This is a genomic window from Streptomyces sp. XY431 (assembly GCF_001279805.1).
GTDB classification, from domain to species: Bacteria; Actinomycetota; Actinomycetes; order Streptomycetales; family Streptomycetaceae; genus Kitasatospora; species Kitasatospora purpeofusca.
Genome location: NZ_LGDO01000042.1, coordinates 1 through 26474, shown reverse-complemented (window position 1 = coordinate 26474; position 26474 = coordinate 1). Strand labels below are relative to the sequence as shown.

Annotated in this window: 18 protein-coding genes and 4 tRNA genes; 5 read left to right on the top strand and 17 right to left on the bottom strand. The window is 75.2% G+C overall.

Features of this window, described 5'->3' with window-relative positions; all coding sequences use genetic code 11:
* Positions 1–37 precede the first annotated feature (37 nt).
* Positions 38–1129, top strand: a complete 1092-nt coding sequence (locus ADK60_RS48005) for an endo alpha-1,4 polygalactosaminidase (RefSeq protein WP_353651728.1) — start codon at positions 38–40, stop codon at positions 1127–1129.
* A 54-nt stretch (positions 1130–1183) separates the two neighbouring features.
* On the opposite strand, the gene ADK60_RS06980 is transcribed toward ADK60_RS48005, so the two are convergent.
* Positions 1184–1378, bottom strand: coding sequence for a hypothetical protein (locus ADK60_RS06980; protein ID WP_045938779.1), 195 nt, complete (start codon positions 1376–1378; stop codon positions 1184–1186).
* 127 nt (positions 1379–1505) lie between these two features.
* Between ADK60_RS06980 and ADK60_RS06975 the strand changes: the two genes are divergently transcribed.
* Complete coding sequence (locus ADK60_RS06975) at positions 1506–2471, top strand: aldo/keto reductase (RefSeq protein ID WP_053644095.1); 966 nt, start codon at positions 1506–1508, stop codon at positions 2469–2471.
* Between the two features lie 65 nt (positions 2472–2536).
* Here ADK60_RS06975 and ADK60_RS47500 read toward each other — a convergent pair whose 3' ends face one another.
* From ADK60_RS47500 to ADK60_RS06945, 6 genes are all read right to left on the bottom strand, one after another.
* Positions 2537–3688: a C40 family peptidase gene (locus ADK60_RS47500; protein ID WP_053644093.1), complete on the bottom strand. Its 1152-nt coding sequence runs from the start codon at positions 3686–3688 to the stop codon at positions 2537–2539.
* On the bottom strand, positions 3685–4740 hold the full coding sequence (locus ADK60_RS06965) for an SPFH domain-containing protein (protein WP_053644091.1): 1056 nt from the start codon (positions 4738–4740) through the stop codon (positions 3685–3687). The genes ADK60_RS47500 and ADK60_RS06965 overlap by 4 nt, the downstream gene beginning before the upstream one ends.
* A gap of 437 nt (positions 4741–5177) precedes the next feature.
* Positions 5178–8537, bottom strand: coding sequence for an Ig-like domain-containing protein (locus ADK60_RS06960; RefSeq protein WP_053644089.1), 3360 nt, complete (start codon positions 8535–8537; stop codon positions 5178–5180).
* A gap of 299 nt (positions 8538–8836) precedes the next feature.
* Positions 8837–8912, bottom strand: a tRNA-Arg gene (locus ADK60_RS06955).
* A gap of 31 nt (positions 8913–8943) precedes the next feature.
* A tRNA-Arg gene (locus ADK60_RS06950) sits at positions 8944–9019 on the bottom strand.
* Between the two features lie 163 nt (positions 9020–9182).
* Positions 9183–9273, bottom strand: a tRNA-Ser gene (locus ADK60_RS06945).
* A gap of 180 nt (positions 9274–9453) precedes the next feature.
* On the opposite strand from ADK60_RS06945, the gene ADK60_RS06940 reads away from it, so the two are divergent.
* On the top strand, positions 9454–13191 hold the full coding sequence (locus tag ADK60_RS06940; RefSeq protein ID WP_063783072.1) for a response regulator: 3738 nt from the start codon (positions 9454–9456) through the stop codon (positions 13189–13191).
* An 88-nt stretch (positions 13192–13279) separates the two neighbouring features.
* Here ADK60_RS06940 and ADK60_RS06935 read toward each other — a convergent pair whose 3' ends face one another.
* Positions 13280–14941 carry a long-chain fatty acid--CoA ligase gene (locus ADK60_RS06935; protein ID WP_053644085.1) on the bottom strand — a complete coding sequence of 554 codons (1662 nt, stop codon included), beginning with the start codon at positions 14939–14941 and terminating at the stop codon, positions 13280–13282.
* Positions 14942–15120: 179 nt separating this feature from the next.
* On the opposite strand from ADK60_RS06935, the gene ADK60_RS44545 reads away from it, so the two are divergent.
* Positions 15121–15318 carry a hypothetical protein gene (locus tag ADK60_RS44545; RefSeq protein ID WP_159394135.1) on the top strand — a complete coding sequence of 66 codons (198 nt, stop codon included), beginning with the start codon at positions 15121–15123 and terminating at the stop codon, positions 15316–15318.
* Positions 15319–15325: 7 nt separating this feature from the next.
* On the opposite strand, the gene ADK60_RS06930 is transcribed toward ADK60_RS44545, so the two are convergent.
* Positions 15326–16204, bottom strand: a complete 879-nt coding sequence (locus tag ADK60_RS06930) for a DUF1906 domain-containing protein (RefSeq protein WP_107094525.1) — start codon at positions 16202–16204, stop codon at positions 15326–15328.
* 152 nt (positions 16205–16356) lie between these two features.
* On the opposite strand from ADK60_RS06930, the gene ADK60_RS06925 reads away from it, so the two are divergent.
* Positions 16357–17427 carry an EamA family transporter gene (locus ADK60_RS06925; RefSeq protein ID WP_234370973.1) on the top strand — a complete coding sequence of 357 codons (1071 nt, stop codon included), beginning with the start codon at positions 16357–16359 and terminating at the stop codon, positions 17425–17427.
* A gap of 153 nt (positions 17428–17580) precedes the next feature.
* On the opposite strand, the gene ADK60_RS06920 is transcribed toward ADK60_RS06925, so the two are convergent.
* The 8 genes from ADK60_RS06920 to ADK60_RS06885 form a co-directional block, all read right to left on the bottom strand.
* Positions 17581–18351 (bottom strand): pyridoxine/pyridoxamine 5'-phosphate oxidase, encoded by a 771-nt coding sequence (locus ADK60_RS06920; protein ID WP_234325864.1) that lies wholly within the window; start codon positions 18349–18351, stop codon positions 17581–17583.
* A gap of 489 nt (positions 18352–18840) precedes the next feature.
* A complete protein-coding gene (locus ADK60_RS06915; protein WP_045938792.1) occupies positions 18841–19170 on the bottom strand; it encodes a hypothetical protein in 330 nt (109 codons plus the stop codon).
* Positions 19171–19596: 426 nt separating this feature from the next.
* Entirely contained in the window at positions 19597–20961 is a 1365-nt protein-coding gene (locus tag ADK60_RS06910) for an FAD-binding oxidoreductase (RefSeq protein WP_045938793.1), read from the bottom strand.
* Positions 20962–21041: 80 nt separating this feature from the next.
* Entirely contained in the window at positions 21042–22355 is a 1314-nt protein-coding gene (locus ADK60_RS06905; RefSeq protein WP_079008115.1) for an MFS transporter, read from the bottom strand.
* Between the two features lie 61 nt (positions 22356–22416).
* Positions 22417–23253: a MerR family transcriptional regulator gene (locus ADK60_RS06900; protein ID WP_053644083.1), complete on the bottom strand. Its 837-nt coding sequence runs from the start codon at positions 23251–23253 to the stop codon at positions 22417–22419.
* A gap of 84 nt (positions 23254–23337) precedes the next feature.
* Complete coding sequence (locus ADK60_RS45615) at positions 23338–24465, bottom strand: peptidoglycan-binding protein (RefSeq protein WP_053644081.1); 1128 nt, start codon at positions 24463–24465, stop codon at positions 23338–23340.
* 210 nt (positions 24466–24675) lie between these two features.
* Positions 24676–24763, bottom strand: a tRNA-Ser gene (locus tag ADK60_RS06890).
* Between the two features lie 67 nt (positions 24764–24830).
* A partial coding sequence (locus ADK60_RS06885) for a trypsin-like peptidase domain-containing protein (protein ID WP_053644079.1) occupies positions 24831–26474 on the bottom strand: 1644 nt, incomplete at its 5' end.

Genomic DNA, 26474 nt, shown 5'->3' with positions numbered 1-26474 from the left:
CCCAACCCCCCCTCCCCCCCCTGGGATTTCGACCTCCGTGCCCCGCCGCACCCGGCCCCTGGCCGCCGCCCTCGCCCTCGCCACCGCCGTCGCCCTGCTGGCGACCTCGTGCAGCAGTTCGGGTTCGGAGGACGAGGACGACCCCTCGGCCGACGCCACCGGCGCGCAGCCCCCGGCGGCCACCGCCGCCCCCGTCCCGGGCACTCCCGGCACCCCGGACGCCCCGTCCTCCCCCGCCGACGCGGGCTCGCCGACGGCGCCGGCCCCCGGCACCCCGTCGGTCCCGCCCGGCACTCCGGGCACGCCTTCCGTCCCGGGCACTCCCAGTACTCCCGGTACTCCTGGCCACCCCGTCACGCCCGGCACTCCGGCCGTCCCCGGCACCCCGGGTACGCCGGGCACACCGGGCACACCGGCCGCCCCCGCCGGAGCCCGCTGGCAGCCCACCCCCGGCCTGGCCTGGCAGTGGCAACTCGGCGGCGGCGTGGACCAGTCCGTCGACGTCCCGGTCTACGACATCGACGGCTTCGAGACCGACGCCTCCGTGGTCGCCGCGCTGCACGCCAAGGGCCGCAAGGTGATCTGCTACATCAACGCCGGTTCCTGGGAGGAATTCCGCCCCGACGCCGCCGCTTTCGCCCAGGCCCTCCAGGGCTCGGGCAACGGCTGGAAGGGCGAGAAGTGGTTCGACATCCGCAAGCTCGACCAGCTGAAGCCGCTGATGGCGGCCCGCTTCGACATGTGCCGGCAGAAGGGCTTCGACGCCGTCGAACCCGACACCATCGAGGCCTACAACCAGAACAGCGGCTTCCCGCTGACCGCGGACGACCAGCTCCGCTACAACCGCATGCTCGCCACGCTCGCCCACGAACGCGGCCTGGCGATCGGCCTGAAGAACGACCTGGAGCAGATCCCCGCCCTGCTGGGCGACTTCGACTTCGCGGTGAACGAGGAGTGCGCGCAGTTCGACGAGTGCGGCCGGCTCTCGCCCTTCGTCCAGGCGGGCAAGGCCGTGTTCCACGTCGAGTACAAGCTCGGCACGGACCGGTTCTGCGCCAAGACCAAGGCCCTGGGCTTCAGCTCGATGCAGAAGAAGCTCGAACTGGACGCCTGGCGGAAGCCCTGCTGACGCAGGGACGGCGGCCGCACGGCCGCCGGACCGCCAGGCGATCAGCCACGAGGGTTACTTGACCGCCAGCCAGATGACGGCACCCACCACCACGAGCACGGCCACGGCGATCGCCGCGATCATGCCCGTGCGGCTGCCGCTGGCGCCGTAGGTGTTGACGGAGCCCGGCGCCTGGGGTGCCGGGGTCTCGTCGACGAAGGCCCGGAACATCTGGGTGCTGCCGGCGGGGTCGTAGTCGTTGTCAGCCATGGCAGGGACTCTAACGAATCCGCGGACCGCCCCGACACCCGGACTCCGCACTACGACTGTGCGACAAGCATGTGAAGTCCCCCACGACCCCGGAATGCCCGCCCCGCCGATCGGGTTGACTCGGACCATGACCGATTCCCGCAGCGACGCCCCCCGTTACGTGCAGCTCGGCGACTCCGAGCTCTCGGTGTTCCCGCTCTCCCTCGGCGGCAATGTCTTCGGCTGGACCGCCGACGAGGCCGCGTCCTTCGCCGTCCTCGACGCCTACACCGCGGCCGGCGGCAACTTCGTGGACACCGCCGACACCTACTCCTCCTGGGTCCCCGGCAACACCGGCGGCGAGTCCGAGACGATCATCGGGAAGTGGCTGCGCAGCCGCGGCAACCGCGACTCCGTCGTGGTCGCCACCAAGGTCGGGCTGCACCCCGAGGCGCGCGGGCTGCGCGCGGCCAACATCAAGTCCTCCGCCGAGGACTCGCTGCGCCGTCTCGGCGTCGACCACATCGACCTCTACTACACCCACCAGGACGACGACACCCCGGTGGAGGAGTTCGTCACCGCCCTGGACGCGTTGGTGCGCGAGGGCAAGGTGCGCGCCGTCGCCGCCTCCAACATCGGCGCCGACCGGCTCGCCGAGGCCCTGGCCTTCGCCGAGCGCGAGGGCCTGGCGAAGTACGTGGCCGTCCAGCCGCACTACAACCTGGTCTCCCGCGGCACCTTCGAGGGCCCGCTGGCCGAGGTGGTCGCCGCGCACGGCCTCGCCACCGTCCCCTACTACGCGCTGGCCTCGGGCTTCCTCACCGGCAAGTACCGCCCGGGCGGCACCTCGGTGACCAGCGCCCGCGCCGAGGGGGCCGGCCGCTACCTGGACGGCCCGCGCGGCCCCAAGGTCCTGGAGGCGCTCGACACCGTGGCCGCCGAGCAGGAGGTCGAGCTCGCCACCGTCGCCCTGGCCTGGCTCGCCGCCCGGCCGACCGTCGCCGCCCCGATCGCCAGCGCCCGCACCGTCGACCAGCTCCCGCCGCTGCTGGCCGCCGCCGCACTGGAGCTCACCCCCGCGCAGACCGCACTGCTGGACGACGCCTCCGCCTGACCCCGGCACCGGCGCCCCGGCGGCCCGCGTCGTCCACAGGCTGTGGACGACGCGGGCCGTCGCCGTCACGGGCGGCCGAAGTGGGTCGGCCGGAAGCCGTTGCTGATCGTCGACACCCGGACGGTCTTCCCCGGCCGGGGCGCCTCGACGAACTTCCCGCCGCCCAGGTAGATCCCCACATGGTGGATCCCCGAGGCCCGGCCGCTGTCCGACCAGAACAGCAGGTCGCCCCGGCGCAGCCGGTCCTGCGCGATCGGAGTGGTCGCCGCGTACTGGTCGTCGGCCACCCGCGGCAGCTCGACGCCCGCCCGCCGGAAGGCCTGCTGCACCAGCCCCGAACAGTCGTAGCCGGAGGGACCGTTGCCGCCCCACACATAGGGCTTGCCGAGCTGGGCCAGCGCGTAGCCGATCACCGACTCCACCCGGTCGGAGGAGGGGGCCTGGTCCTGGGTCGGCGTTCCGCCGCCCGACCGGCCGGTGCGGTCGAGGTAGATGTCGTAGTGGCTGGTCCAGCGCCACTCGCCCCGGGTGTTCCTGAACCAGTACCTGGAACCGTCCCAGCCCTGGCGCGGTCCGGCGGACCGGACGGCTGCTTCGGGAGCGGCCGGCTGCGCGGTGGACCCGGTGGACCCGGTGGACCCGGTGGACCCGGTGGACCCGGTGGACCCGGTGGAGCCTGCCGGGGCGCCGGAGCCGGTCGGGGTACCGGTGGTGGACGAGGAACCGGTGGTGGACGAGGAGCCGGCGCCGCCCACGGCCTTCGTGTACACGCTGTAGTGGCCGGTCCAGCGCCACTCGCCCCGGGCGTTCTTGAACCAGTACTTGGAGCCGTCCCAGCCCTGCTTGCCCGGCGCCGCCTGCGCGGCCCCGGCACCGGCGGTCAGTCCGACCACCCCGGCACCGGCCAGCACGGTGGTGGCCAGACAGGCAGTGCGCACCGCCCGGTGTATTCGGCCGGCCCCGGACGGCCCTGCCGGTCGGGCGGTGCGCGGCCGGGCCGCGCAGTGCGGGCAGCCACAGCCCGCGAACGCGGGACCGCCGCCGAGGCGTTCCTCGAAACCGTCCGGGGTGTCGAGGCCCTCCAAGCCGTCGAGGCCCTCGACCCCCTGATGGGCGTCGAACCCGTCGAGCGCGTTGAATCCGTCGAGCGTGTCGAGCCCGTCGGCGGTCCCGTCCACGAACGCGAGGCCGACGTCCGTGCCGCTGGCTATCCTCATGCCGGTCGTCCTTCCTTCCGCCCGGCCCGGGCGGCCGGGGGCGGTACCGAGGCGGCCACTCCGGCCGGGGCGACGAAGGCGACCAGCAGGTGCTCCATCAGCGCGCTCCGGGCGGCCTCGTCCAGCTCGTGCGCGGTGGCGCGCTCCAGTCGGCGCACGGCGAGCGCCGCCGCCTCCACCGCGTCGTCCACCAGCACCGTGCGCAGACCCGCGTCCAGATCGGCCAGCCGGCGCCGGCGCATCGACTCGGCCACCTCCGGCGCGTAGTCCAGCGCCAGCGGCTGCGCCGAGTAGACCTCCAGCCCGGCCGGGGCGACCTCGGCGGCCAGCGCCCGGGTGAGCTCGTCGGCGAACCACTGACCGTCGCGCAGGGCCGGCCCGGGTGCCGCGTTGCTGTCGCAGGGCAGGATGGAAGCGGTCCGGGTGAGCACCGCCTGGACCTGCTCCCGCAGATAGCTCTCGTGGTCCTCGATCGCCAGCAGCGCGCGGGCGGTGTCCTTGACCCGCCACACGATCAGCAGCCGGACCACGATCGGCGTACCGGTGCGGTCGACCACCTTGGCCGGCTCGCTGCGCCAGTGCCGCAGCCGGACGTCCACCCGGCGACGGCGCAGCAGCGGGTTCACCCAGACCAGGCCGGTGCGGCGGACGGTGCCCCGGTAGCGGCCCCAGCGGGTGAGCACCCGGGTCTCGCCGCCGGCGTTGGCCAGCAGTCCGGCGAGCGCGAGCACGACGAGCAGCCCGGCGGCGGTCACGGCGGCCACCGAACGGGCGGTCACCTCGGCCCGGCCACTGGCACGGGCGGCGTCCGCGCGCAGATCGGGCAGCGCGTCCCAGTGCGGGACGACTCCGTCGCGCACCAGCACCAGCAGGACGGCGGCCGTGCCGAGCAACAGCGCCAGCAGCGCGACCCAGCCGGGCAGGCCGGCCGCGTTCCGCTCCCGGAGCGCCTGGTCGGCGCGCGGCGGCCGGCGCGAGGTGGCGGCGGCCGGCGTCCCGGCCGGGACCGCCTCCGGGTCCGGGTCCGCGACCGGTGCCGGGGGCGGGGCCACCTGAACCGTCCGGACGGTCGGCTCCCCAGCCTCCAACGGATCGCGCGGATCGGCGGAGGAGCCGGCGGGCCCGGGGAGGACCGTGAGCGGAGTGGTCGGCGGACCGCTGTCGGCCGGTCCGGCGGCCGACCCGGACGTCCGCAACACCTTGGCAAGCGGGCTGGAGCCGGAGGCGGAACGTTCCGGCAACGCCGGAGGAAGTGTTTTGGGCAGGTGGTCGGGTCGCTGCGAAGAATCGCGGGTGACGTCCATGCACGGATCCTCAGGTTCAGTGTGTCGCGCAACGGGCGGCCCGGATCTGACGGGCAGTGCCAGAGTCAGGCTAAGTTCATACGTCATCAAATGCGACATTTGAGCTTATGTGTGTCGACATTTCCTGACGAATCATCCGAAGCCGGAGCTGACGCGCAGGCACATGAGCGGATGGTGGGAGCGGTTCAGCGCCGCCGGGTCCCGGTTCCCCGAGCGAGCATCCGACGGGTGATCAGGCCGATCCCGGTGAGCACCAGCAGGATCCCGGCGAACGCACCGCGCCAGGCGTCCGACCGCTGCCGGTCGGCGGCCATCGGCGACGAGGGGTCCACCGGCTCGGCCGCCCGCTGCTGTCCGCGCTCGGGCGGGGCAGCCGGACCTCGGCTCCGGTCGGACGGGTCCCGGTCCGGGGTCGAGACGTCCGCCGGGTCCGGATCCGCCCCGGTCGGGGTGGCGGCCGCCGTCGTGGTCGGGGTGGCGGTGGGCGTGGGCGTGGGAGTAGTGGTGTGGGCGGGGCTCGCGGGCGCGGTCACGGCCGGACTCGGAGTCGGGGACGTCGGGGTGGAAGCGGTCGAGGACACGGTCGGGGACGGGCCGCCGGTGACCGGCGCCACCGTCACCGGAGCCGCAGTCGGCGAGGGCGAGGCCGCCACGGGCGGAACGACGATCGGCAGCAGCCCCGGCGGGACGGGATCGAGGACCGGCTCGACGACGGTCGGGGACGGCACCGACGGAGTGGACGGCGTGGGCGGAGTGGACGGGGCGGACGGCACCGATACCGAGGGCGAAGCCGTCGGGGACGAGGTGGGCGGAACCGAGGCGGACGCGGTCGAGGACACGGTCGGGGACGGGCGGCCGGTGGCCGGCGCCACCGTCACCGGAGCCGCGGTCGGCGAGGACGAGGCCGCCACCGGCGCCCCCACCGCCCCGCCGACCGGCGGAACGACGATCGGCAGCAGCCCCGGCAGGACGGGATCGAGGACCGGCTCGGCGACAGACGGGGACGGCACCGACGGCGTGGGCGGAGTGGACGGCACCGGCACCGAGGGCGAGGCCGTCGGGGACGGGACCGCCGCCGTCGGGGACGGGGAGAGCGCGGGCGTGGGGCGCGCGGACGTCGTGGGCTCGGCCGAGGGCGACGACGACGGCACGACCGTCACCGCCGTGGGCGTCACCGTGGGCGTCGGCACCGGCGTCGGGGCAGCGCTCGCCGCCGGAGCCGGAGTCACCGAAGGAGTCACCGAAGGCGCCACCGTGGGAGTCACGTCCGGCGTCGCCTCCGGCGTGGGCGTCAGCGTTGGCGTGGACGTAGGCGTCGGCGTGACCGCTCCGCCCGCCGCTGCGACGGTGACCGCCACGGTCTCCGCCGCCGTCCCGTTCCCCGCCAGGTCGGTCGCGGTGACGACCAGCCACTGCTCCCCCTCCGCCAGATCACGGTTCGCCGTGCACGCCCAGCTGCCGTCGACGGCCGCCGTCGTCCCGCAGGCGACGATCCGCGCGGCCTCGGCGGCGCGCTCCGGCCGCCCGGTGACGAGCACCTGGGCCCCCGGTTCGGCCCTCCCGGCGAACCGGGGCCGGGCGACCCGGAGGGTCTCCCCGGCGGTCGGCACGGTGAGCACCGGACGGTCCGGCGGCACGGTGTCGACGACCAGCTCGACCGTCTGACCCGGGGTCCGGTTCCCGGCGAAGTCGGCGGCGGTCGGGGTCAGCCGGTGCCGACCGTCCGCCAGGTTCTCCACCGGCAGACAGGACCAGCCGCCGTCGGGCCGGACCCCCGTGCTGCACAGGTCGGTCCCCTGACCGCCGGAGCCGCCGCCCTCGCCGGCCGCCTCGCGCGTTCCGGCCGACCGGTCGACCACGGTCACGGTGCTGCCCGGCTCGCCGGTGCCGGCCAGTTGCAGCCCCGGGTCGTTGGTGAACTCGGGCAGGGTGAGCACCGGCGTGCCCGGAGGCGTGGTCCTGACGGTGATCCGCACCGGCTCGCCGCGCAGCACCACGCCACCGCCGGTGGTCTCCACCGGGGTGAGGCTGTGCCGGCCCGGGGCCAGCGCCGTGTCCGGGCGGCAGGACCAGTCGCCGCCCCGGGCGACCCGGGTCCGGCAGAGCGCGGTGTCGCCCTCGCGGATCTCGACGGTGGCGCCGGCCACCGCGCCCTCGCCGGAGATCCGGGGGCGGGCCTCGGCGAGAGTGGTGCCGTCGACCGGTTCGGCGATCTCCGGACGGGCGGCCCCGACGGTCAGCCGGATCCGCTGGTCCGAGACCTGCCCGGAGTCGGCGAAGCCGCCGGCCGGCACCAGCTGGGCGGCGTCCCGGCCGATCCGCAGCCGGGCCCAGGTCTCGCCGGAGGCCGCGTCGGCGGGGACGGTCCACTCCAGCGAGGCGCTGTGCTCGCCGGGGGCGACCTCGGTCTGCACCCGCTCGGTCGCTTCGAAGCGGCCGTTGCGGTCGAAGTCGACCCAGCCGGCCAGGGTGGCGGAGGAGTCGCCGACGGCGACCGGGAGGGTGAGCCGGTAGTCGTGGCCGATCGCCGCCTCGGCGGGGTAACTGACGGCCGGGTCGGCGCCCTGGTACTCGCCCCGGCCGGGCTGGAGCTGCGGCGGTGGCGGATTGACCCCGCCGTCCTCCCCGCTGCCGCCGCCCGTGGACCCGTCCCCGCCACCGGTGCCGCCGTCCACCGCGCCGTCCGCCCGACCGGCGTCGGGCCGCCGGAACAGCCAGCCGGGCCGCCCGTCGGCCTTGGCGCCCTGGGTGGCGGCGTCACCGCCGAGGTAGAGGTCGGAGAGCAGGTGGGAGGCGTTGCCGTAGCCCTGCGGCGCGGTGCCGACCCCCTCGTCGAGGGTGACCGTGTAGGACTGGGTGAGCGGGGCCGGGGCGGTGGTGGAGCCGGCCCGGGCGGTCGAGCGCCGCTCGACCCGGAAGATCGCCGTGCGGAAGGTCCCGGCCAGCTCCAGGCTGCCCTCGGCGGCGGACCCGGGGTCGCCGTCGGCGCCGCCGTCGGCCCGGGCGGGGGCGAGCGTGTTGCCGTCGACCGTCCAGCCGGGCCAGTCGGTGCGGTTGACCAGGGTGGGGGCCGCCGGTGAGCCGCCGGTCAGGGTGAGCCTGGTCGCGGTGCCGGTGGAACCGGATTTCCCGGTGGTGATTCCGGCGAGTCCACTGAGGTGCAGCCGGGGATTGCGGACGGCCCGGGAGAATGTCAGCCGAAGCGTTCCGACGGTGCGCCAGGAACCGTCCGTCTGCGGACGGTCCTCAGCGATCCGGAAGGACTGCGCGGGATCTCCGGGCCGGAGTCCGTCGGCGTAGAGCGCGCGGGAACGCCCGCCGCCGGCGCGGTCCGCCAATTTCCCCGGGCCGGCGGTGACCGACATCCCGGGGTCGGCGGAGAAGTCCAGTTGGACGGAGAGCCCGGAGGGCAGCACCGCGCCGCGTTCGGCGGTCCAGCTCCCGGGGGACTGCTGGGCGGCCGAGGGCGGCGGGTTCCAACCGATCAGCAGCCCGGCCGCCAGGACCGCGGCGGCACCGGCCGCAGCCGGGAACTGTCGGTTCATCCGGCTCTCCTTCAGATCGGCTGCCGGGCGGCCTGGGTGACCGGGCAGTCTGGACACAAGATGTGACAAAACGGAATCACGATCCTGGTCCGGTCATACCGCGACACTTGCACTATTGGCCGTATGACACCCGATTGGCAGCCTCGGGCCCCCGGCAGGACGGGATGTACCCGAAAGGTACGCATTCCACCCATTGCCCCCGCGCGGGCCGGACCGCCCGCGCCCACCGGGAGCACACACGGCAGGGGCTGCCCCGGAAACGAAAGAACCCCCGGCCGCCAGGGCCGGGGGTTCTCTTCTGGTGCGCTCAGCAGGATTCGAACCTGCAACCTCTTGATCCGTAGTCAAGTGCTCTATCCGTTGAGCTATGAGCGCAAGTGCCGGACGGATCCGGCCTTGCGGGGTTTGGTGCGCTCAGCAGGATTCGAACCTGCAACCTCTTGATCCGTAGTCAAGTGCTCTATCCGTTGAGCTATGAGCGCTCGCCCCGGTGAACGTTCCAGCGGGGCGGTGCGGGAACAACATTACATGACCTGCGGCGCGGGACGAAATCGATTGATCCGGGCACCTCGGGCGGCCCGCGCCGGCGGGCCCCGGACATGAGAAGAGCCCCGCCGACAAGATCGTCGACGGGGCTCCCGGCTGCGGAGGCTGAGGGATTTGAACCCTCGATCAGGAATAACCCCGAAACCGCATTAGCAGTGCGGCGCCATAGACCGGACTAGGCGAAGCCTCCTCCACATGGACCAACCCCGCGTGCGCGGACTCGTTCCCTGTGCCTGTGATGATGCCACAACCCGGGGGCCCGGCACCAACCGCCGACAACGTTACTAGGCGGGTCGTCCTCGCCGCAAAGAAGAATGAGATACTGCCCTCTCCGGAGAGAGCTGCCCTGAAGCCGAGGAGACCTGTCGACGTGAGCAGCAGGCCGATCCGAGGCGCTGCTCGCCTCGCCGCCATACTCGACGCCCTGCCCGATGCGTTGTTGCTGGTCAACAGCAACGGCACGGTCGTCGATGCCAACACCGCGGCCGTACAGGCGCTCCAGGCGCCCGGCACGTCACTGGTCGGGATGGGTGTGCTCGACCTCCTCCCGGAGTTCGACCCGAGCCGGATCCCCGGCTCGATGCGACCCGCCACCCGCGAGGACGAGGCGCTCGACCGCCCGGTCCGGATGACGGCCCGGCGCACCGACGGCAGCACCTTCCCGGTCGAGGTCTCCGGCAACGACTTCGACGACGACGGCTCCGGCGCCGGCGAGGGCCGGGGCTACGCGGTCTCCTCGCTGGTCCCCTACGACCCGTACCGCGAGGGCTCCCGCTCCTCCGACCTGCTCCTGCTCCTGGTCCGCGACCTGACCGGCCGGCTCGGCGTCGAGGCCGAGCTGCGCCGCCAGCACAAGCAGACCGAGATGATCCTGCGGGCCGCCGCCGAGGGCGTGCTCGGCGTCGATCTCGAAGGCCGCTGCGTGCTGGTCAACCCGGCCGCCGCGCACATCCTGGAGTACCGGGCCAGCGAGCTGGGCGGCCGTGAGCTGCACCCGCTGATCCAGCACTCCCGGGCCGACGGCACCCCGCTGTCGCTGGAGGAGTCCGCGCTGCTGGACACCCTGACCTCCGGCCGCAAGCACCGGGTGCGCGGCACCGTGCTGTGGCGCAAGGACGGCCGGCCGGTCACCGTCGACCTCACCACCGCCCCGGTCCGGGACGGCGACCAGCTGGTCGGCGCGGTCATGACCTTCACCGACCGCAGCCGCGAACTCGCGCTGGTCGCCCGCAACGAGCACCTCACCGCCGTCCTGGAGAGCGAGCTCGGCGGCGCGCTGACCGCGCTGCACCGGCGGATCGACACGCTCGCCGCCGACCCGGCCGGGCAGCTCTGGCCCGAGGCCAACTGGACCCTGCGCCGGCTCGCCGACGAGTGCCGCCGGTTCGGCAAGCTGATCGACGGTGTGCTGGCCCACCAGCGCTCCGAGGCCGGCGAGAGCGCCGCCGCCGCGGCGGCCGCGGACGGCAAGGGCGGGCCGAAGCCCGCCGAGCGGGTCCCGGTCGCCCTGGACAAGGTGGTCCGCCGGGCCGTCGAGCACGCGGGCGAACTGGTCGGCGCCGGGCGGGTGCGGTTCTCCGTGCACGCGGCCGCCGTCGAGGTGATCGCCGACGAGCAGCGGCTCGCCCAGGCGCTGGCCCACCTGGTCGCGGACGTCAGCGGGGTCGGCCTGTCGCTGGACGCCGAGCCCGAGCTGCCCTCCCCCGGACTCGCCACCCCCGGTACCCCGGCGCTGCCGCCGGGCGGGGGCGACACCCCGGCCGTGGTGCTCGCCGCCGCCCAGCGCGGCGAGGTCGCCCGGGTGGAGATCCGCGGCCCCGGACGCGGCGGCAGCCCCGTCCACCTGCCGATAGCCCGCGCCGTGGTCGAGCGGCACGGCGGGGTGCTCCAGCCGCACGAGCTGCCGGGTCGCGCCGGCACCACCTATGTCGTCGAGCTGCCGCTGGACCCGGTCGCCGCGAAGGCCGCCGCCGAGCGCGCGGGTGCCGAGGGCCGCTCGGACCGGCCCAAGGAGAGCGACAGCGCCGTCCTGCCCGATCTGCCGGGCATCCCGCAGCTGCCCACCGCTCGCGCCGAGGAGCCGGCCGCCGAGAGTCCCTCGCCCACCGCTCCCGGTACGGCGGGCCCCGCGGCCGACCGCGGCTCCTCCGCCACCCCGGCGGACGGCACCGCCCGGGAGGGCGGGCGCGGTGACTCCGCGACCGCCGCCCCCGACGGTCCGCCGGCCGACCCGGCCGCCGAGCCCGGCACCGACCCGGCGCCGGTCGTCGAGCAGCGCCGGGGCCGGCGCGGGCGCCCCGCCGTCGAGCAGCCGACCGCCGACCACGACACCGCCCAGGACGTCCCCGGACCCGGCGACCGCCCGGACATCCCGGCCGACCAGTGGCCGAACGCCCCGGCCCGGATCGAGCGGGCCGTCCCCGAGCAGTGGAACGGCACCGGCAACGACCCCGCGTACGGGCGGCAGGGCCTCGGTGGCCCGAACGACCCGCAGAGCGACCCCTGGGGCAAGGACGACGGCCGCTCCGGCACCGCCTACGCCGTCCCGGTCGACGCCGGGCGCCCCGCCCCGGACCCCGGCGACGGAACCACCGGCGCGGACGGCGAGCCCCGGACCGCCGACAGCGCGGCCGGCCCGCGCACACCGATCGCCCTCGGCCCCGGCCCCTCCCCGGAGGACCCGGCGGCCGGCCGGGGCGGTCAGGACGGCGCGGGCGGACCGGACGAGTCCGGCTCCGAGCCCCGGCCGTCCCGACGCCGCCGCGCACTGCCCGGCAACGAGGACTCCTCCGGCGGCTTCGCGCTGCCCGGCGTTCCCGAGACCCCGGTCTACCCCGGTCTGGAGCACGCCCTGCCGGCCGGTCCGGCCCCGGCTCCGGCCGAGCCCGCCGGTCCCACACCGACCGGCCGCCGCCGCCGACTGGCCGTCCCGCCCGGGCCCGGTGGCGAGAACGGCGGCCCGGCCGCGCCCGACGGCGCCGCAGCGAGTACGCCCGCCGCACTGCCCGCGCTGCCGTCGGCGGCCCCGGCGCTGCCGGACGGCGCCGTGCCCGGCACCCCCGACGGCGACCGCCGCGAAGGCGCACCGCAGCCGGTCGGCACCGGCCTGGGCGAGCTGGCCCCGCCGCGGCCGCTCGGCGGCACCGGCCTGCCCGGTGCGCCCGGCGGTCCGGGGCCGGGGGCCCAGGTGAGCCCGGTCGCCGCCGTCGCGCCCGTCCCCGTGCCGGGCCCCGCCGAGGCCCGGCCCGCACCGAGACCGATGGCCGAGCTGCCCGCCGCGCCCACGCCGGCGCTCCCGGCGGCCCTGCCGATCGCCCCGGCGGGCGGCGGTCCCGAGTCCGGCGAGCGCCCGGTGCCCGCGCCCGCCCCCGACGGCGGACCGCGCCGACTGCTGGTCTGGCCCGAGCCCGACCCGGCCACCAGCCAGGCACTGCAGGACCGCGGCTACCGCCCGGTGATCGTCCGCTCCCGCGAGGAGGTGGACGCGCAGGTCTCCGGGTTCCCCGCCGCGCTCTTCGTCGACCCGCTGACCGGCCCGATCACCCGCACCGCGCTGCAGTCGCTGCGCACCGCCGCGCTGAACAGCCGGGTCCCGGTGGTGGTCACCGCCGGTCTCGGCCAGGCCACCCGGGACGCCGCGTACGGCGCCGACCCGGCTGTGCTGCTGCGCGCCCTCGCCCCGCGCGACGGCGAGAACCACGCCCCGCGCGTCCTGCTGGTCGAGAGCGATCCGGACATCGCCGTCGCGATGATCGGCAGCCTGGAGCGGCGCGGCATGCACGTCGAGCACGCGGTGGACGAGAACGACGCCGTCGCCCGGGCCAGCAGCGTGCAGCCCAACCTGGTGGTGATGGACCTGCTCCAGATCCGCCGCCGCCGGGTCGGCCTGCTGGACTGGCTGCGCGCCAACGACCGGCTGCACCGCACCCCGCTCGTCGTCTACACCTCGGTGGACCTCGACCCGCGCGAGCTGCCCCGGCTGCGCACCGGCGAGACGGTCCTCTTCCTCGCCGAGCGCTCGACCAGCGAGGACGTCCAGTCCCGGATCGTCGACCTGCTCGGGCGGATCGGCGCCATGGGCGAGGCGGGCGTCGCCGCCGCCGGCTGAGCGCGCGGCCCGGAACGACCGGGGCCGGCCACCCCCTCTGCGGGGGCGGCCGGCCCTGGTGGTTCCGGCGGGGGTGTCCCGCCGGGTGTCACTCCTTGCCGAGCAGCGTGACGTCCAGCTTCCGGTCCGCGTAGTCGGCCCGGATCACCTTCTTGTCGAACTTCCCGACCGAGGTCTTCGGCACCGCCTCGACGATCGCCCAGCGCTCGGGCAGCTGCCAGGACGCGATCCGCCCGGCCAGGAAGGCCCGCAGTTCCGGCAGCCCGACGGTGGCGCCCGGCCGCAGCACGACGGTCGCCAGCGGACGCTCGCCCCACTTCTCGTCCGGCACGGCCACCACGGCGGCCTCGGCCACCTCCGGGTGCGCCATCAGGTGGTTCTCCAGGTCCACCGAGGAGATCCACTCGCCGCCGGACTTGATCACGTCCTTGGCCCGGTCGGTGAGGGTCAGATAGCCGTCCGCGGTGATGGTGCCGACGTCGCCGGTGCGCAGCCAGCCGTCCTCGGCGAACTTGTCGTCCGGGCGCTCCGGGTCCTGCCCGGCGCCGCCGTAGTACGCCCCCGCGATCCACGGGCCGCGCACCTCCAGCTCGCCCGCCGACACCCCGTCGTGAGGCATCCGCTCGCCGCCCGGGCCGATCAGCCTGGCCTCGACGGAGGCCGGGAAGATGCCCTGGCTGACCCGGTAGGGCCACTCCTCCTCCGGGGTGAGGCCGCCGGGCGGCTGGGCGAAGGAGCCGAGCGGCGAGGTCTCGGTCATGCCCCAGGCGTGGACGACCCGGATGCCGTGGCGCTCCTCGTACCCCTTCATCAGCGAGGGCGGACAGGCCGAGCCGCCGATGACGACCATCCGCAGGCTGGAGGTGTCGTAGTCGCCGGCGTCCAGCTCGTCCAGCAGCCCGCTCCAGATCGTCGGCACGGCCGCGCTGACGGTGGGCTTCACGGCGGCGATCATCTCGGCCATCGGCCGGGGCTGGAGGAAGCGGTCCGGCATCAGCAGGTTGGCGCCGGACATGAACGCGGCGTGCGGGATGCCCCAGGCGTTGACGTGGAACATCGGCACCACCGGCAGGGCGGTGTCGCGCGGGGTGAAGGCGAAGTTGTCGCCGGTGTTGACCTGGAGGCAGTGCAGGTAGACCGAGCGGTGGCTGTAGAGGACGCCCTTGGGGTCGCCGGTGGTGCCGGAGGTGTAGCAGAGCACGGCGGCCCGGCGCTCGTCGATGTCGGTGAGCCAGGGGTACTCGGTCGGCCGGTCGGCGATCAGCTCCTCGTAGTCGTGCACGCCGCCCGCGAAACCGGCCAGCACCGAACGGTCGCCCGGGCCGCTGACCACGATGTGCTTGAGCGTCGGGGCGAGCCGCGGCAGGACGGCGGCCAGCAGCGGGAGCACGGTGCCGTTGACGATGATCACGCGATCGGCGGCGTGGTCGACGATGAAGGACAGCTGGTTCGCGGGGAGCCGCAGGTTGAGCGTGTGCAGCACCGCGCCCATCGCCGGCACGGCGAGGTAGGCCTCCAGGTGCTCGGCGTTGTTCCACATCAACGTTCCAACAACACTCGACTCGGTACAGCCGAGTTCGTCGCGCAGAGCCCAGGCGAGCTGTGCCGCCCGCGCCCCGACCTCCGCGTAGGTCCGGACCACCGGTCCGGTGCCGTCCCAGGTGGTGACGGTCGAGCGGGCGTGGACGGTCGACCCGTGCTCAAGGATTCGGGCGACGGTGAGCGGAACGTCCTGCATCGTGCTGAACACGGGTCCTCCTCGACCTGGGCTGCACTGCGGCGGTGCTGCCCCCGGCCCGGCCGGAGACCGGCTACTGAGCGGTAATACGGGGCAGTAGAGCCCGATTGTGCCGCGCCGCACCCTCGCTGTCAGCATTCCGGCACAGTTGCCCCGATCACGGCCGCCGGGACGGGCGGGATACTGGGGGCATGGGTGACGGGCGTGACGAACGACGGGCGGGGCCGCTGCCGAGCGGGCTCCGGATGCCGTGCCCGTGCTGTGCGGAGGGCGTCCGGACGGAGGCGCGGATGGGCCTGCGCGCGGGCCGGACCGGCACCGGGCACATCCCGCAGACCTGTCGCCACTGCGGCGGCCTGGGCTTCCTGGGGCTCGCCCTGCGGGAGTGACGCCGCCTCAGCGGGCCAGCGGGGCATCGACCTGGTTGCGGTCGACGGTGAGCGTCGCCCCGCCGTAGGTCTCCTCGACATTGCCGCGGTACTGGTGGACGCGCTGGTGCGGGGCCCAGAGGTCCGGGGCGAGCGGTCCGCCGCCCGCTGTGTCGGCCCGGTCGTCCCAGCGGGCGTACCAGAGGGTGTCGGGCAGCGGCGCGCTGCCGGCCCGGGCGGCCGCGGCGAGGTCGGCGATGCCGGAATCGAGGCTGGAGTAGAAGCCGGAACCGTAACCCGCCAGGTGCAGGGCCTGGGTCCAGCCGAGGGTGAAGTCGACCACGGCCTGCCCACAGGCAGGGTCACGCACCGGGTAGGCCTCGATGTCCAGGAAGACCGGGCTGCCCTTGCCGAGCCCGACCGCCTTGAGACCGCGGACCGCTTCGACCGCCTCCTCGCGGCCCTGCTGGACGGCCCGGGCGGGGTCGATCCGCTTCGGCTTGCGGCTCAGCTCGCTGCACGGCGCCTGGCGGCCGACGTGGACGGGCAGGAAGCGCCACCCCATCGCCCTGGCCTGCCGCACCCAGTCGGCGTCGAGCCTCGGCTGGGCGCAGCCGCGCTGGCTCCCGCTGGTGTAGATGCCGACCGCCCCGTACGGCGAGGAGTCGCGCCAGGCCCGCATGGTCTCCAGCGGTGGCGCGGTGCAGGCGTCGAAGGCCGCGCCGGTGAAAAGGTCCCGGGCCCGGGCGGCGGGCGGGCCGAACCGGTCGGGGAGGACGGTGGCCCGGATCCGCGGGGCGGCGGCGACCACCGGTGCGGTCTCGTCGGCGCTCGCGCCCGGACCGCCGGCGGCCAGCAGCAGGACGAAGGAGGCGGCGGCGAGGGCGGCGGGGCGGAGATAGCGCACGCCGCCTTGATACTGACGGGACGTCGGACAACCGCGGCAACCACGCCGGGCACCCCCGAAAAGCCCACCCTTTCGGACGCACCCGTCCGTATCCGTCCCGATTTTTGTAACGAGCTTGCTGCCCGGTGGCTCCTTACGGCAAACTCGCCTTCATGCCCACGCCCCACCTCAGCGAAACCTCCGCCCCGACGACGGCCACCGCCGTCGCCGAGGCGCTTGTCATGCCGCCCGCCCCCAAGGGCGAGCCCGCCGGCGAGCGGGGCGGCTGGCGACGAGGCGGGGCGCCCGCGGAGGGGCTGCCACCGGACCCGCGAACCGGCCGACCGTCCGGCCGACGGTTCCCGAACTTCCTGCGGCGCCCGGAGAGGATCCCGGCGCCGCTGCTCTGTCTGACGGCGATGTTCCTGGTGCAGACCGGGATCGCGTTCTCCAAGCCGCTGTTCGGCCCGCTCGGGGTCAGCGGCACCACCTTCCTCCGGCTGGGCTTCGCGGCGGTCATCCTGCTCGCCGTCACCCGGCCCCGGCTGCGCGGGCGCCGGCCGCGCGACCTGGCCGCCGCGGGCCTGCTCGGCATGGCCTCGGCCGGGATGACCCTGCTGTTCGCCGGGGCGATCGACCGGCTGCCGATGGGCACAGCCGCCACCATCGAGTTCCTCGGCCCGCTCGCGGTGGCGCTGTACTTCGCCCGCCGTGCCAGCCACCTGCTGTGGGCGCTGCTCGCGGCCGGCGGGGTGGCACTGCTGACGCTGCTCGGCGAGGGTGGGGAGGGCGGCGCCGGGCTCGACCCGGTCGGCCTGCTCTGCGCCTTCGGGGCGGCGGCCTGCTATGCCGCGTACATCCTGTTCACGGACAAGGTCGGGGCGGCGTTCCAGGGCTTCCAGGGGCTGGCCGTGTCGATGACGGTCGGCGCGCTGGTGGTGGCGCCGTTCGGGCTCGGCGAGGCCTGGGACGGACTGTCCGCGCCGGACGCCTCGCCGCTGATGCTGCTGCTCGCGGTCGCCGGGGTGTCCCTGCTGCTGCCGGTGATCCCCTACGCACTGGAGATGACGGCGCTGCGGCGGATGCCCCAGCGGGTGTTCAGCGTGCTGGTGAGCCTGGAGCCGGCGGTCAGCGCGCTGGTCGGGCTGGTGGTGCTCGGACAGTTGCTGGGCGTCGCCCAGCTCGCGGGGATCGGCTGTGTGGTGGCGGCGAGCGTCGGGGCCACCCTGACCGGGCGGCGCTGAGACGGGTGGGGGCGCGCATCCGGTCGATGCGCGCCCCCGCCCGTCCGCCGCGGTGCTTCAGGTGCCTCGGGCCTTCAGGTGCCTCGGGTGCTTCAGGTGCTTCGGGTGCTCCGGGCCTTCAGGTGCGCCGGGCCTTCAGGTGCTTCGGGTGCTTCACGGCCAGAGCAGGGTGCGCGACCACTCCGGGGTGAGCACCGGTCCGGTTCTGGTGTAGCGGAGGCGGACGTGGTGGCGCTCGGCCTCGCCCTGCCAGAACTCGACCTCGTGCGCCCAGAGCGTGTAGACGGCATGCCCGGCGGCGACCGCGTCCGGGGTGGCCTCCAGGCGGCGCCGGGCCACCGCCACCGCCTCCTCGTACTCGGCCGGCGAGGCCAGCGGCTCGCTCTGCCGCCCGACCAGCGCACCGATCCGGGCGTCCGGGGAGCGGGTGGCGAACTCGGCCGCCGCGACCAGGTCGGCGGCCCGTTCGACGGTGCCGCGGACCCGCACCTGGCGGCCGAGCCGGGGCCAGTAGACGGTGAGCGCGGCGGCCGGGTGGTCGGCGAGCTGGCGGCCCTTGGGGCTGTCCGCGGCGGCGGAGAAGACCCAGCCGGTGCCGGCCGCGTCCACGTCGCGCAGCACCAGGACGCGGGCGTCCGGCAGGCCGTCGGCGTCGACCGTGGAGAGGGTGAACACCTGCGGGTCCAGCACCCCGGCGTCGAGCGCGGTGGCGAGCCAGTCGACGAAGAGCGGGCCGGGCTCGGCCGGGGCCGCCCCGGTGTCGAAGCCCGGCAGCGGGCGGGCCATCGGCGGTCGGCCCAGCATCAACTCGGGCACGGACCGGGGCTCGGACCGCGTTTCCGGGCGCGGCTCCGGGCCCGACCCGGGACCGGGTGCGGGCGTGGTCCCGCCCGGGCCGCTCAGGTCCTCGTCCTCGGCTGCCATCGCGCCCTTCCTTCCGGTTGCCGCCGCCGCAGCCCCTCGCCGGACGGGCCGCCGGGGGGCGCCGGGCTCGGGGGTGCACTGTCGGAGCGCAACCGTACCGCCGCACGGTGACGAGTCGGGGCGCGGGCCCTGCGCCGGCCCGTCCGTGGATGCTCTCGGACACCCCCGACACGCCCAGACACGCTCAGACACGCCGGGACACGCCGTACGCCCGGACACGCCCGTGGGCGGCACCGATGCTCGGTGCCGCCCACAGGACCGGTTCGCGGTGACCCTTTCCGCTGCCCGGTTGGTTGCGTGCTGTGCGATCCGTTCCGATCGCGGTTCTTCCGATCCACTTCGCGGTCCGCTCCGGACCCGTCGCGGGTGCTCAGCCCACCCGCGTCCGCCCCGGCCGGCCCCGGTACTCCGTCGACGGCGCCCCCGCCGTCGACGGCTCCCGGTCGGTGCCGGCACCCGGGACGCCCCGGTGCCCGATCGCCCGGGTGCTCAGTGGAAGATCGGCGCGAAGACGATGCTGTAGTTCTTGTTGGACTGGCCGGCCAGGATGGTGCCCGAGTTGTCCTTCACCGCGAGGGTGTTGGCCTGGTTCGAGGCGCCGGAGCCGGTCGCCGTCTGCTGGGTGGAGATGTAGTTGCCGTCGACGGAGCCGAAGACGTTGCCCGTCCCGACGTTCGACACCACACCGCTGTTGGACCCGTCGTTGGCGAGCGCGCCGTTGTCGGCGGCGGCGGCACCGGCACCGGCGAGCAGCAGTCCGGCCGCGAGCGGGGCCGCGAGCAGCACACCGGCGGTGCGACGGATTCGGTTGCGAGCCATGGGAGCCTCCAAAAAACGGTAATCGTGCATTGGGTGCGGGAGTTCGCCGGCCAGACGAACACCTGCGGGCTGCGACGCCGGGTCACAGACTTCCGCAACAAATCGACAAAGCACCACCTCCCGGCCCCCTTTTCGCCCTTTAGCGTGATATCCAGCAGCCTCGCGCATAACTGCGACCAGTCCTGGAAGCACGCCGACACACCGCCGCCGACCTGCGATGTCGCCCGAACGGTCGGATACGACCGAGCCCCCGGGAGCGGCGCGAAGGGGGCATACGGACAACCCGGCGCACCACCCTGGCGCGCGGCGGAAACAAACACGCCCCCAGCCGGTGCGGTCACGCTACCGTGTCGATAATTCCGGCCATCCTGCGACAGTCTGAAAATCCGGAGAACAATACTTTTGTTGCCCGGCCCGAGGGTGCGGTCAAACCGCCTTGCCGGGATTGAGGATCCCCAGCGGATCGAAGACCGCCTTCAGCTGCCGCTGCAGCTCCATCGCCACCGGCCCCAGCTCCCGCGCCAGCCACTCCCGCTTGAGCAGCCCCACCCCGTGCTCCCCGGTGATCGTCCCGCCCAGCTCCAGCCCCAGCGCCATGATCTCGTCGAAGGAGCGCTGTGCCAGCGCCGACTGCTCCGGGTCCGCCGCGTCGAAGATGACGATCGGATGGGTGTTGCCGTCCCCGGCATGGCTCACCACCCCGATGGTCAGCCCGTGCCGCTCGCCGATCGCCGCGACCCCCTCCAGCATCTCGGCCAGCCGTGAGCGCGGCACCGCCACGTCGTCGATCATCGTGGTGCCCAGCCGGTCCAGCGCGGGCAGCGCCAGCCGGCGCGCCTCCAGCAGCAGTTCGGACTCGGCCTGGTCCTCGGCCGGCACCACCTCGGTCGCCCCGGCCGCCCGGCACAGCTCACCGACCGCGGCCAGCTCGGCCACCCGGTCCGGACCGTCGAAGGCGACCAGCAGCAGCGCCCGGGTCGACTCCGGCAGGCCCATCCGCCCCAGCTCGTTGACCGCGCGCACGCTCACCGGGTCCATCAGCTCCATCAGCGAGGGGGTGAAGCCCCGCGCCATCACCTCGCAGACCGCCGCGCCCGCCGAGGCCGTGCTCGGGAACTCCGCCGCCAGCGCCAGCTGCGGGGCGGGGGCCGGCCGCAGCGCCAGCACGGCGCGGACCACCACGCCCAGCGTGCCCTCGGAGCCGACCAGCAGCCGGGTCAGGTCGTAGCCGGCCACGCCCTTGGCCGTCCGGCGCCCGGTGGACAGCAGCCGTCCGTCGGCCAGCACCACGTCCAGGCCGAGCACGTACTCACTGGTCACGCCGTACTTGACGCAGCAGAGCCCGCCCGCGCCGGTCCCGATGTTGCCGCCGATGGTGCAGGACTCCCAGCTCGACGGGTCGGGCGGGTAGGCGAGCCCCGAGGCGGCGGCCGCCCGGGAGAGCTCGGCGTTGACCACCCCCGGCTCGACCACCGCGATCCGGTTCACCGGGTCGATCTCCAGGATCCGGTTCATCCGCAGCATCGACAGCACGATGCAGCCGTCGACCGCGTTGGCCGCCCCGGACAGACCGGTCCTGGCCCCCTGCGGGACCACCGGGACGCGCAGCGCGGTGGCGGTGCGCAGCACGTGCTGCACCTGCTCGACCGTCTCCGGGAAGACCACCACGGCGGGGGTGCCGGCCGGGCAGAAGTCCGCCATGTCGTGCCGGTAGGCGGCCGTCACGTCCGGGTCCACGGCCATCGCTCCGGGCGGGAGGCCCTCCGCCAGCCGGTCCGTCAGGTCACTCATCGCCGCCTCCGCCCTCCGCCGCCCGTCCCGGTCTCGCACTCTGCCCGCCGCCCGCCCGCCCGGCAAGTACACCCGGGAGGTCAGGCCCGGCGCAGGACCGGCGAGGCCAGGGCGAGGAGTCCGGCGGCCCCGGTGGCCAGCGCGCAGAGAGCGATCGGGACCCGGGGGCCGGCCGTGTCGGCGAGCAGGCCGAGCGCCCCGGTCGAGAGCACCAGCGCGGCGCTCTGCACCAGGGTCAGCAGGGCCTGCACCCGGGAGAGGTGGCTGTCCGGCGCGGCCCCCAGCACCAGCGGCCCGAGCCGGCCGGCGAACAGCCCCGACCCGGCCCCCGTCAGCAGCCCGCCGACCACGGCCGCCGCCGGGACCGGCGCCGCGGCCAGCAGCGCGATGCCAGCGGCGGCGGCGCAGAGCCCTGCCGCCGCCCCCGTCCCCGCGCCGAGCGGGCGCCGTCCGGCCCCCGCGCCCCGACGGGCGAGCAGGACCGCCACCGCCAGGACGCCCGCGCCCTGGGCGCCCGCCACCAGACCGGCCGCCCCCGCGCCCCACCCGGCGGACCGGGCCAGCAGCGGTCCGAGCAGCGAGACCACCGGCAGCACCGCCCCGGCCGCGGCTCCGGCCAGCAGCAGCGCCGCCCGCAGCAACCGGTCCCCCGTCGCCAGCCGCACCCCGGCGGCCGCCTCCCGCACCAGCCCGGCCGGCCTGTCCGTGCCGGTGTCGGTGTCGGTGTCGGTATCGGTATCGGCGCGGGCCGCCGGGGCTCGCCGCGGGTCGGACACCGGCAGGAGCAGCAGCACCAGCAGCAGGACGGCGAAGCTCGCCGCGTCCACCAGCGCCGCCCCGGGCAGCCCGCCCGCCGCGACCAGCGCGCCGCCGAGGGGTGCCCCCAGCAGGGCGGCGAGCTGACCGCCCGCCTGCCGCAGTGCCAGGGCCCGCGGCAGCTGCCCGGCGTCCACCAGCAGACGGGGCATCGACCCGCTCGCCGGGAGGTAGAACGCGTCCACCACGCCGATCACCAGCGCCGCGAGCAGCAGCAGCCGGAGCGGGGTACCCAGCAGTCCGGCCGCCGCCGCCAGCGCGAGCGTCGCGGCCAGCATCACCGCGTCCCCGGCGAGCATCACCCGGCGCGCGCCCAGCCGGTCCGCCACCGCGCCGCCGACCAGGACCAGCACCGTCCGGGCCACCGTGATCACGGTGAGCACCAGGCCGGCCGCGGCTCCGCCGTGCGCGGCGGCGGCCCAGCCCAGGGCGAAGGCGAGGGCGGCGTCGCCCAGGGCCCCGAGCTGCGCGCCGGCGAGCCAGCGCAGATAGGGCGCGGGCAGGGCCGGCCGGGCAGCGGCGGAGGGATCGGCCGCATCGGCGTCGGCGTCGGGTGCGAGGGCACCGGTGGTCGTCATGCGCGCCGACGCTAGGACCCTCGACCGGCTTCAGGGCAAACGCCGGGCCGTGGGGCTCGGATCAGGCGCGGACCACCGGTTCCTGCAGCTCCGTCACCCAGTCCGCCATGTCCTCGGGGCACTCCAGGTAGAGCTCCCGGGCGTAGCCGGTCGAGCGGTAGCCGTTCTCCTCGACGAACCGCGCCAGCACCTGGAAGGAGCCCAGCGATTCGTCCATCGAGCCCCGGTGCACCACCGTCGCCGCCTCCTCGACGGCCGGCAGGTCGACCACCGCGAAGCCGTGCTCCTCGCCCGTGGCCGCGGTGGTCCCGGCCGCGACCTGCACCGCGACCCGGATCAGCACCGAACCGTCGCCGTCCCCGGTGTCCTCGTACCGGGCGACGGACGGCCCGGCGGCCGCGACCCCGGCCGCCGCCAGGCGACCGCAGAGCTCCTCGAACAGCGGGCCGATCACCGGCCCGATGTCCTGCGGCTCGTAGCTGGCCGCGACACCCGCCAGCTCGGCCGCCCGGACCGACGGCAGCCGCTTCACCACGACGTCCTGTGCGGACATGGTCCCCTCGCTCTCGATCGTCCGGAGCCTCGCCTCGACCCGGGCCAGCCGTTCGGCGTCCGCGGCCATGGCCGCGGCGAGCTCGGCCCGCCGCAGCCGCAGCATCCCGCGCAGCTCCGCCGGGTCCACCTCCTCGTCCAGCACGGCCCGCACCTGGTGCAGTGTGAAGCCGAGCTCCTTGAGGGCGATGACCCGGTTGAGCCGCGCGAGTTGGGACGCCTCGTAGCAGCGGTAGCCGCTCGACGGGTCGACCCGGGCCGGCCGGATCAGCCCGATGGCGTCGTAGTGACGCAGCATCCGGACCGACACCCGGCCGTGCTTGGCGAAGTCTCCGATGTTCAACATGGTCCCTCCAGTGCAGGCCCTCACACGGTGTCATGGTCAAGCCCTGGGACCACCGCCGGTCCCGCCGTCCCCGGCGGGCGGCGCTCAGTCGGTCACGTCGAACCCCCGTCGGTCCCCCAGCGTGCGCAGACTCCGCTGGCCGGGGATCCCGTTGGCGTCCTCCCCCGCGTAGCCGAGGCTGCGCTGGAAGGCCGCGTACGCCTGGACCGTCCGGGTACCGAGCGAGCCGTCCACCCAGCGCTGCTCCAGGAAGCCCTCGTCCGCGAGGGCCTGTTCGACGATCCGCACCTCGCCCCCGTAGGTCTGGTGCCCCTGCTCGGCGCCCGGGTCGGTACGGGCGGCCGCGACCACGTGGGCGAGCGACACCCGGCGCGGCGAGGGCAGCCGGCCGAGCAGCCGGCGCAGCGACCCCTCGCCCGGCACGCCGTCGGCGTCCGGCCCCGAGTACCCCAGACCGTGCTGGAAGTCCTGGTAGTTGAGGGTGTCGGCGTCCCGCCAGTCCTCGTCCGGGCCGGACGCGTAGTGCCGGCCGAAGCCCTGCCGGACGAGCGCCTCGCCGACCTCCCTGACCTGCGGTCCGTGCGCGCCGTAGCCGTACTCCAGCCCGTTGATCGTCACCCGGTACCGGGCCGGCCCGGGGTCGCCGGCCGGGCCGGAGTCCCCGCGCGGCGTGGGCACCGGCGCGCCGCCGGCCGCCGCGACGATGCCGGGCAGCACCACCTCGCGGAACTGCCGGGCCCGGGCGCCCCCCGGACAGGCCGTGCCGCCGTCCGACCACTCCGGGAACATCCGGTGCACCCCGAAGCCGGGCGCGTCCCACCGCGGGCAGATCCGCGGCGGGATGCCGTGCCGCTGGTGCAGCCACACCCCGAGCGCGACCAGGGCGCCGATCTGGGCGTCCGTCCAGGGATCGGTGCTCGCGTCGTCGCTGGCCGTCTCCACGCTGACCGCGCCGGTGCCGTCGGCTCTGCGGTTGGCGCCCATATTGGCGTCGGCACGCGTCTCGGTGCCGACGAACTGCCCCACGCTGCCGTCGTATCCGACCCCGAAGTGCGACTCCAGGTTGGTCGAGTCCCGCCAGTACTCGTACATCCGCCGCGGCGTCCACGGCGCCGCCACACTGTGGAAGACCACCTGCGTCGGCGTGATCGCCGGCTGCTCGTCCGACTCTGGCTGGAGCTCCATCTTCTCCGCGCCGGGGTACCAGGCCATCCGTCTCTCCTTGCCGGGCCCAGGGCAGTTCGCCCCTTACGCCCGAACACACGAGACCCGGCCCTCCCCGGAACGACGCATCCCCCGCAAACCCCCCGTTCAGGTGAAAACGGGGCACCTCCCCACCCTCCCCACCTCCGACAAGCACAAAGGCGGGTGCCGACCCTGAGGTCGACACCCGCCTTGAGCAGGTGGTTCTTCTCCTACCGGCGGAGAGCGTGGGATTCGAACCCACGGTACGGGGTCACCGCACGACAGTTTTCAAGACTGTTCCCTTAGGCCGCTCGGGCAGCTCTCCAGGCGGAGGTCAGCCTAACGGGTCCGGTGGGGTTCGGTGCACCGGGTTTCCGGGGTGGGGCGGGGGGTCAGTCGCCGACGCGGGTGCCGAGGGTGACCTTGGTGGTGGCGGTCTGGCCGTTGCGGGTGTACTCGACGTCGACGGTCTCGCCCGGCTTGTGCGTCCAGATCTTGCTGACCAGGGCGGGGCCGTTCTCGATCGGGCTGCCGCCGAGCTTGGTGATCACGTCGCCCGGCTTGAGGCCGGCCTGGTCGGCGGCGCCTCCGGGGGTGACGGCCGGCTGGCCCTGGATGTCGCGGGTCTGGATCTGCGCGCCGTCGCCCTTGTAGTCGTCGTTGCGCAGCACGTCGAGCTTGGCGTAGACCGGCTTGCCGGTCTTGATCAGGGTGTCCGCGACCCACTTGGCCTGGTTGACCGGGATCGCGAAGCCCAGGCCGATGGAGCCGGCCCGGCCGTTGCTGGAGGCGTTGGACTGGATCGCGGAGTTGATGCCGATCACCGCGCCCGAGGAGTCCAGCAGCGGGCCGCCGGAGTTGCCGGGGTTGATCGAGGCATCGGTCTGCAGCGCGTTCATGTACGAGGCCTGCGCGCCGGTCTCGTCGCCGGAGGCGACCGGGCGGTCCTTGGCGCTGATGATGCCGGTGGTGACGGTGGACTCCAGGCCGTACGGGGCACCGATGGCGATGGTGGAGTCACCGACGTTGACCTTGTCGGAGTCGGCCAGCGGAAGCGGCGTCAGCTTGCCCTTGGGCGGGGTGTCGAGCTTGATCACCGCGACGTCGTAGCCCTCGGCGCGGCCGAGCACGGAGGCGCCGTAGGAGCTGCCGTCGGCGAACTTGACGGTCAGTTTGCCGCCGCTGGTGGACGCGGGCGCCACCACGTGGTTGTTGGTGAGGATGTGGCCCTCGGTGTCGAAGACGAAGCCGGTGCCGGTGCCGGACTCGCCGTTGCCCTGGGCCTTGATGGTGACGACGCTGGGCAGCGCCTTCTGCGCGATGCCGGCGACCGAGCCCGGGGCGGGCTCGTTCTTCTGGGTGTTGTTGGCCTGGACCGTGGTGGAGCTGCGGTCGGCCTTGGCGCTGACGGAGGTGTCGTCGCGGTCGGCGACGGCCACACCGACCGCACCGCCGGCCACACCGGCCACCAGGGCGACGGCCGCGACCAGGGCGATCAGGCCGCCGCGCTTCTTGCGCGGGCCGCCGGGCCCGGGGGCGCCGGGGTACTCGCCCGGGTAGCCGAGCGGGCCGCCGGGACCACCGGGGGCCCCGGGCGCGCCGGGGGTGACGTCGTGGGCGCCCCAGCCGCCGAGCGGCTGGCCTGCGCCGAACGGGTGGTGGTGCTGCCCGGTCGCGCCCGGGGCCGGCGGGACGGCGGGCGTCCCGTACGGGTCGTGCTGGGCGGCGACGGGCGCCGCGTAGGGGTCGTGCGGGGCGGACGGCGCCGCGTACGGGTCGTGCGCGACGAGGGCCGGGGGCACCGGGGTGCCGGGGGCCGGGGTCGCGTACGGGTTGCCGCCCTGCGGGCCGGCCGGGGCGGCGGGCGCGGCCGGAGCCGGGGCCGGCGGCAGGACCGGCGGCGGGGCGTCCAGGTAGCCGGGCTCGACGGCCAGGGGTGCGGCGGGGGGGGGGGGGGGGCCGGGCCCGCCGGGCCGGGGGGGGGCGCGGGGGGGGGGGGGGGGGGGGTCCGGGGGCCCGGGGGGGGGGGGCCCGCC

What these genes read in the sequence shown, in the direction of transcription:
- ADK60_RS06920 (WP_234325864.1), bottom strand. Translation starts at nt 18,351, where the DNA reads ATGGCAGCCGAGGACGAGGACCTGAGCGGCCCGGGCGGGACCACGCCC.
- ADK60_RS06925 (WP_234370973.1), top strand. Translation starts at nt 16,357, where the DNA reads ATGCCCACGCCCCACCTCAGCGAAACCTCCGCCCCGACGACGGCCACC.
- ADK60_RS06915 (WP_045938792.1), bottom strand. Translation starts at nt 19,170, where the DNA reads ATGGCTCGCAACCGAATCCGTCGCACCGCCGGTGTGCTGCTCGCGGCC.
- ADK60_RS06980 (WP_045938779.1), bottom strand. Translation starts at nt 1,378, where the DNA reads ATGGCTGACAACGACTACGACCCCGCCGGCAGCACCCAGATGTTCCGG.
- ADK60_RS06975 (WP_053644095.1), top strand. Translation starts at nt 1,506, where the DNA reads ATGACCGATTCCCGCAGCGACGCCCCCCGTTACGTGCAGCTCGGCGAC.
- ADK60_RS47500 (WP_053644093.1), bottom strand. Translation starts at nt 3,688, where the DNA reads ATGAGGATAGCCAGCGGCACGGACGTCGGCCTCGCGTTCGTGGACGGG.
- ADK60_RS44545 (WP_159394135.1), top strand. Translation starts at nt 15,121, where the DNA reads ATGGGTGACGGGCGTGACGAACGACGGGCGGGGCCGCTGCCGAGCGGG.
- ADK60_RS06910 (WP_045938793.1), bottom strand. Translation starts at nt 20,961, where the DNA reads ATGAGTGACCTGACGGACCGGCTGGCGGAGGGCCTCCCGCCCGGAGCG.
- ADK60_RS45615 (WP_053644081.1), bottom strand. Translation starts at nt 24,465, where the DNA reads ATGGCCTGGTACCCCGGCGCGGAGAAGATGGAGCTCCAGCCAGAGTCG.
- ADK60_RS06960 (WP_053644089.1), bottom strand. Translation starts at nt 8,537, where the DNA reads ATGAACCGACAGTTCCCGGCTGCGGCCGGTGCCGCCGCGGTCCTGGCG.
- ADK60_RS06905 (WP_079008115.1), bottom strand. Translation starts at nt 22,355, where the DNA reads ATGACGACCACCGGTGCCCTCGCACCCGACGCCGACGCCGATGCGGCC.
- ADK60_RS06900 (WP_053644083.1), bottom strand. Translation starts at nt 23,253, where the DNA reads ATGTTGAACATCGGAGACTTCGCCAAGCACGGCCGGGTGTCGGTCCGG.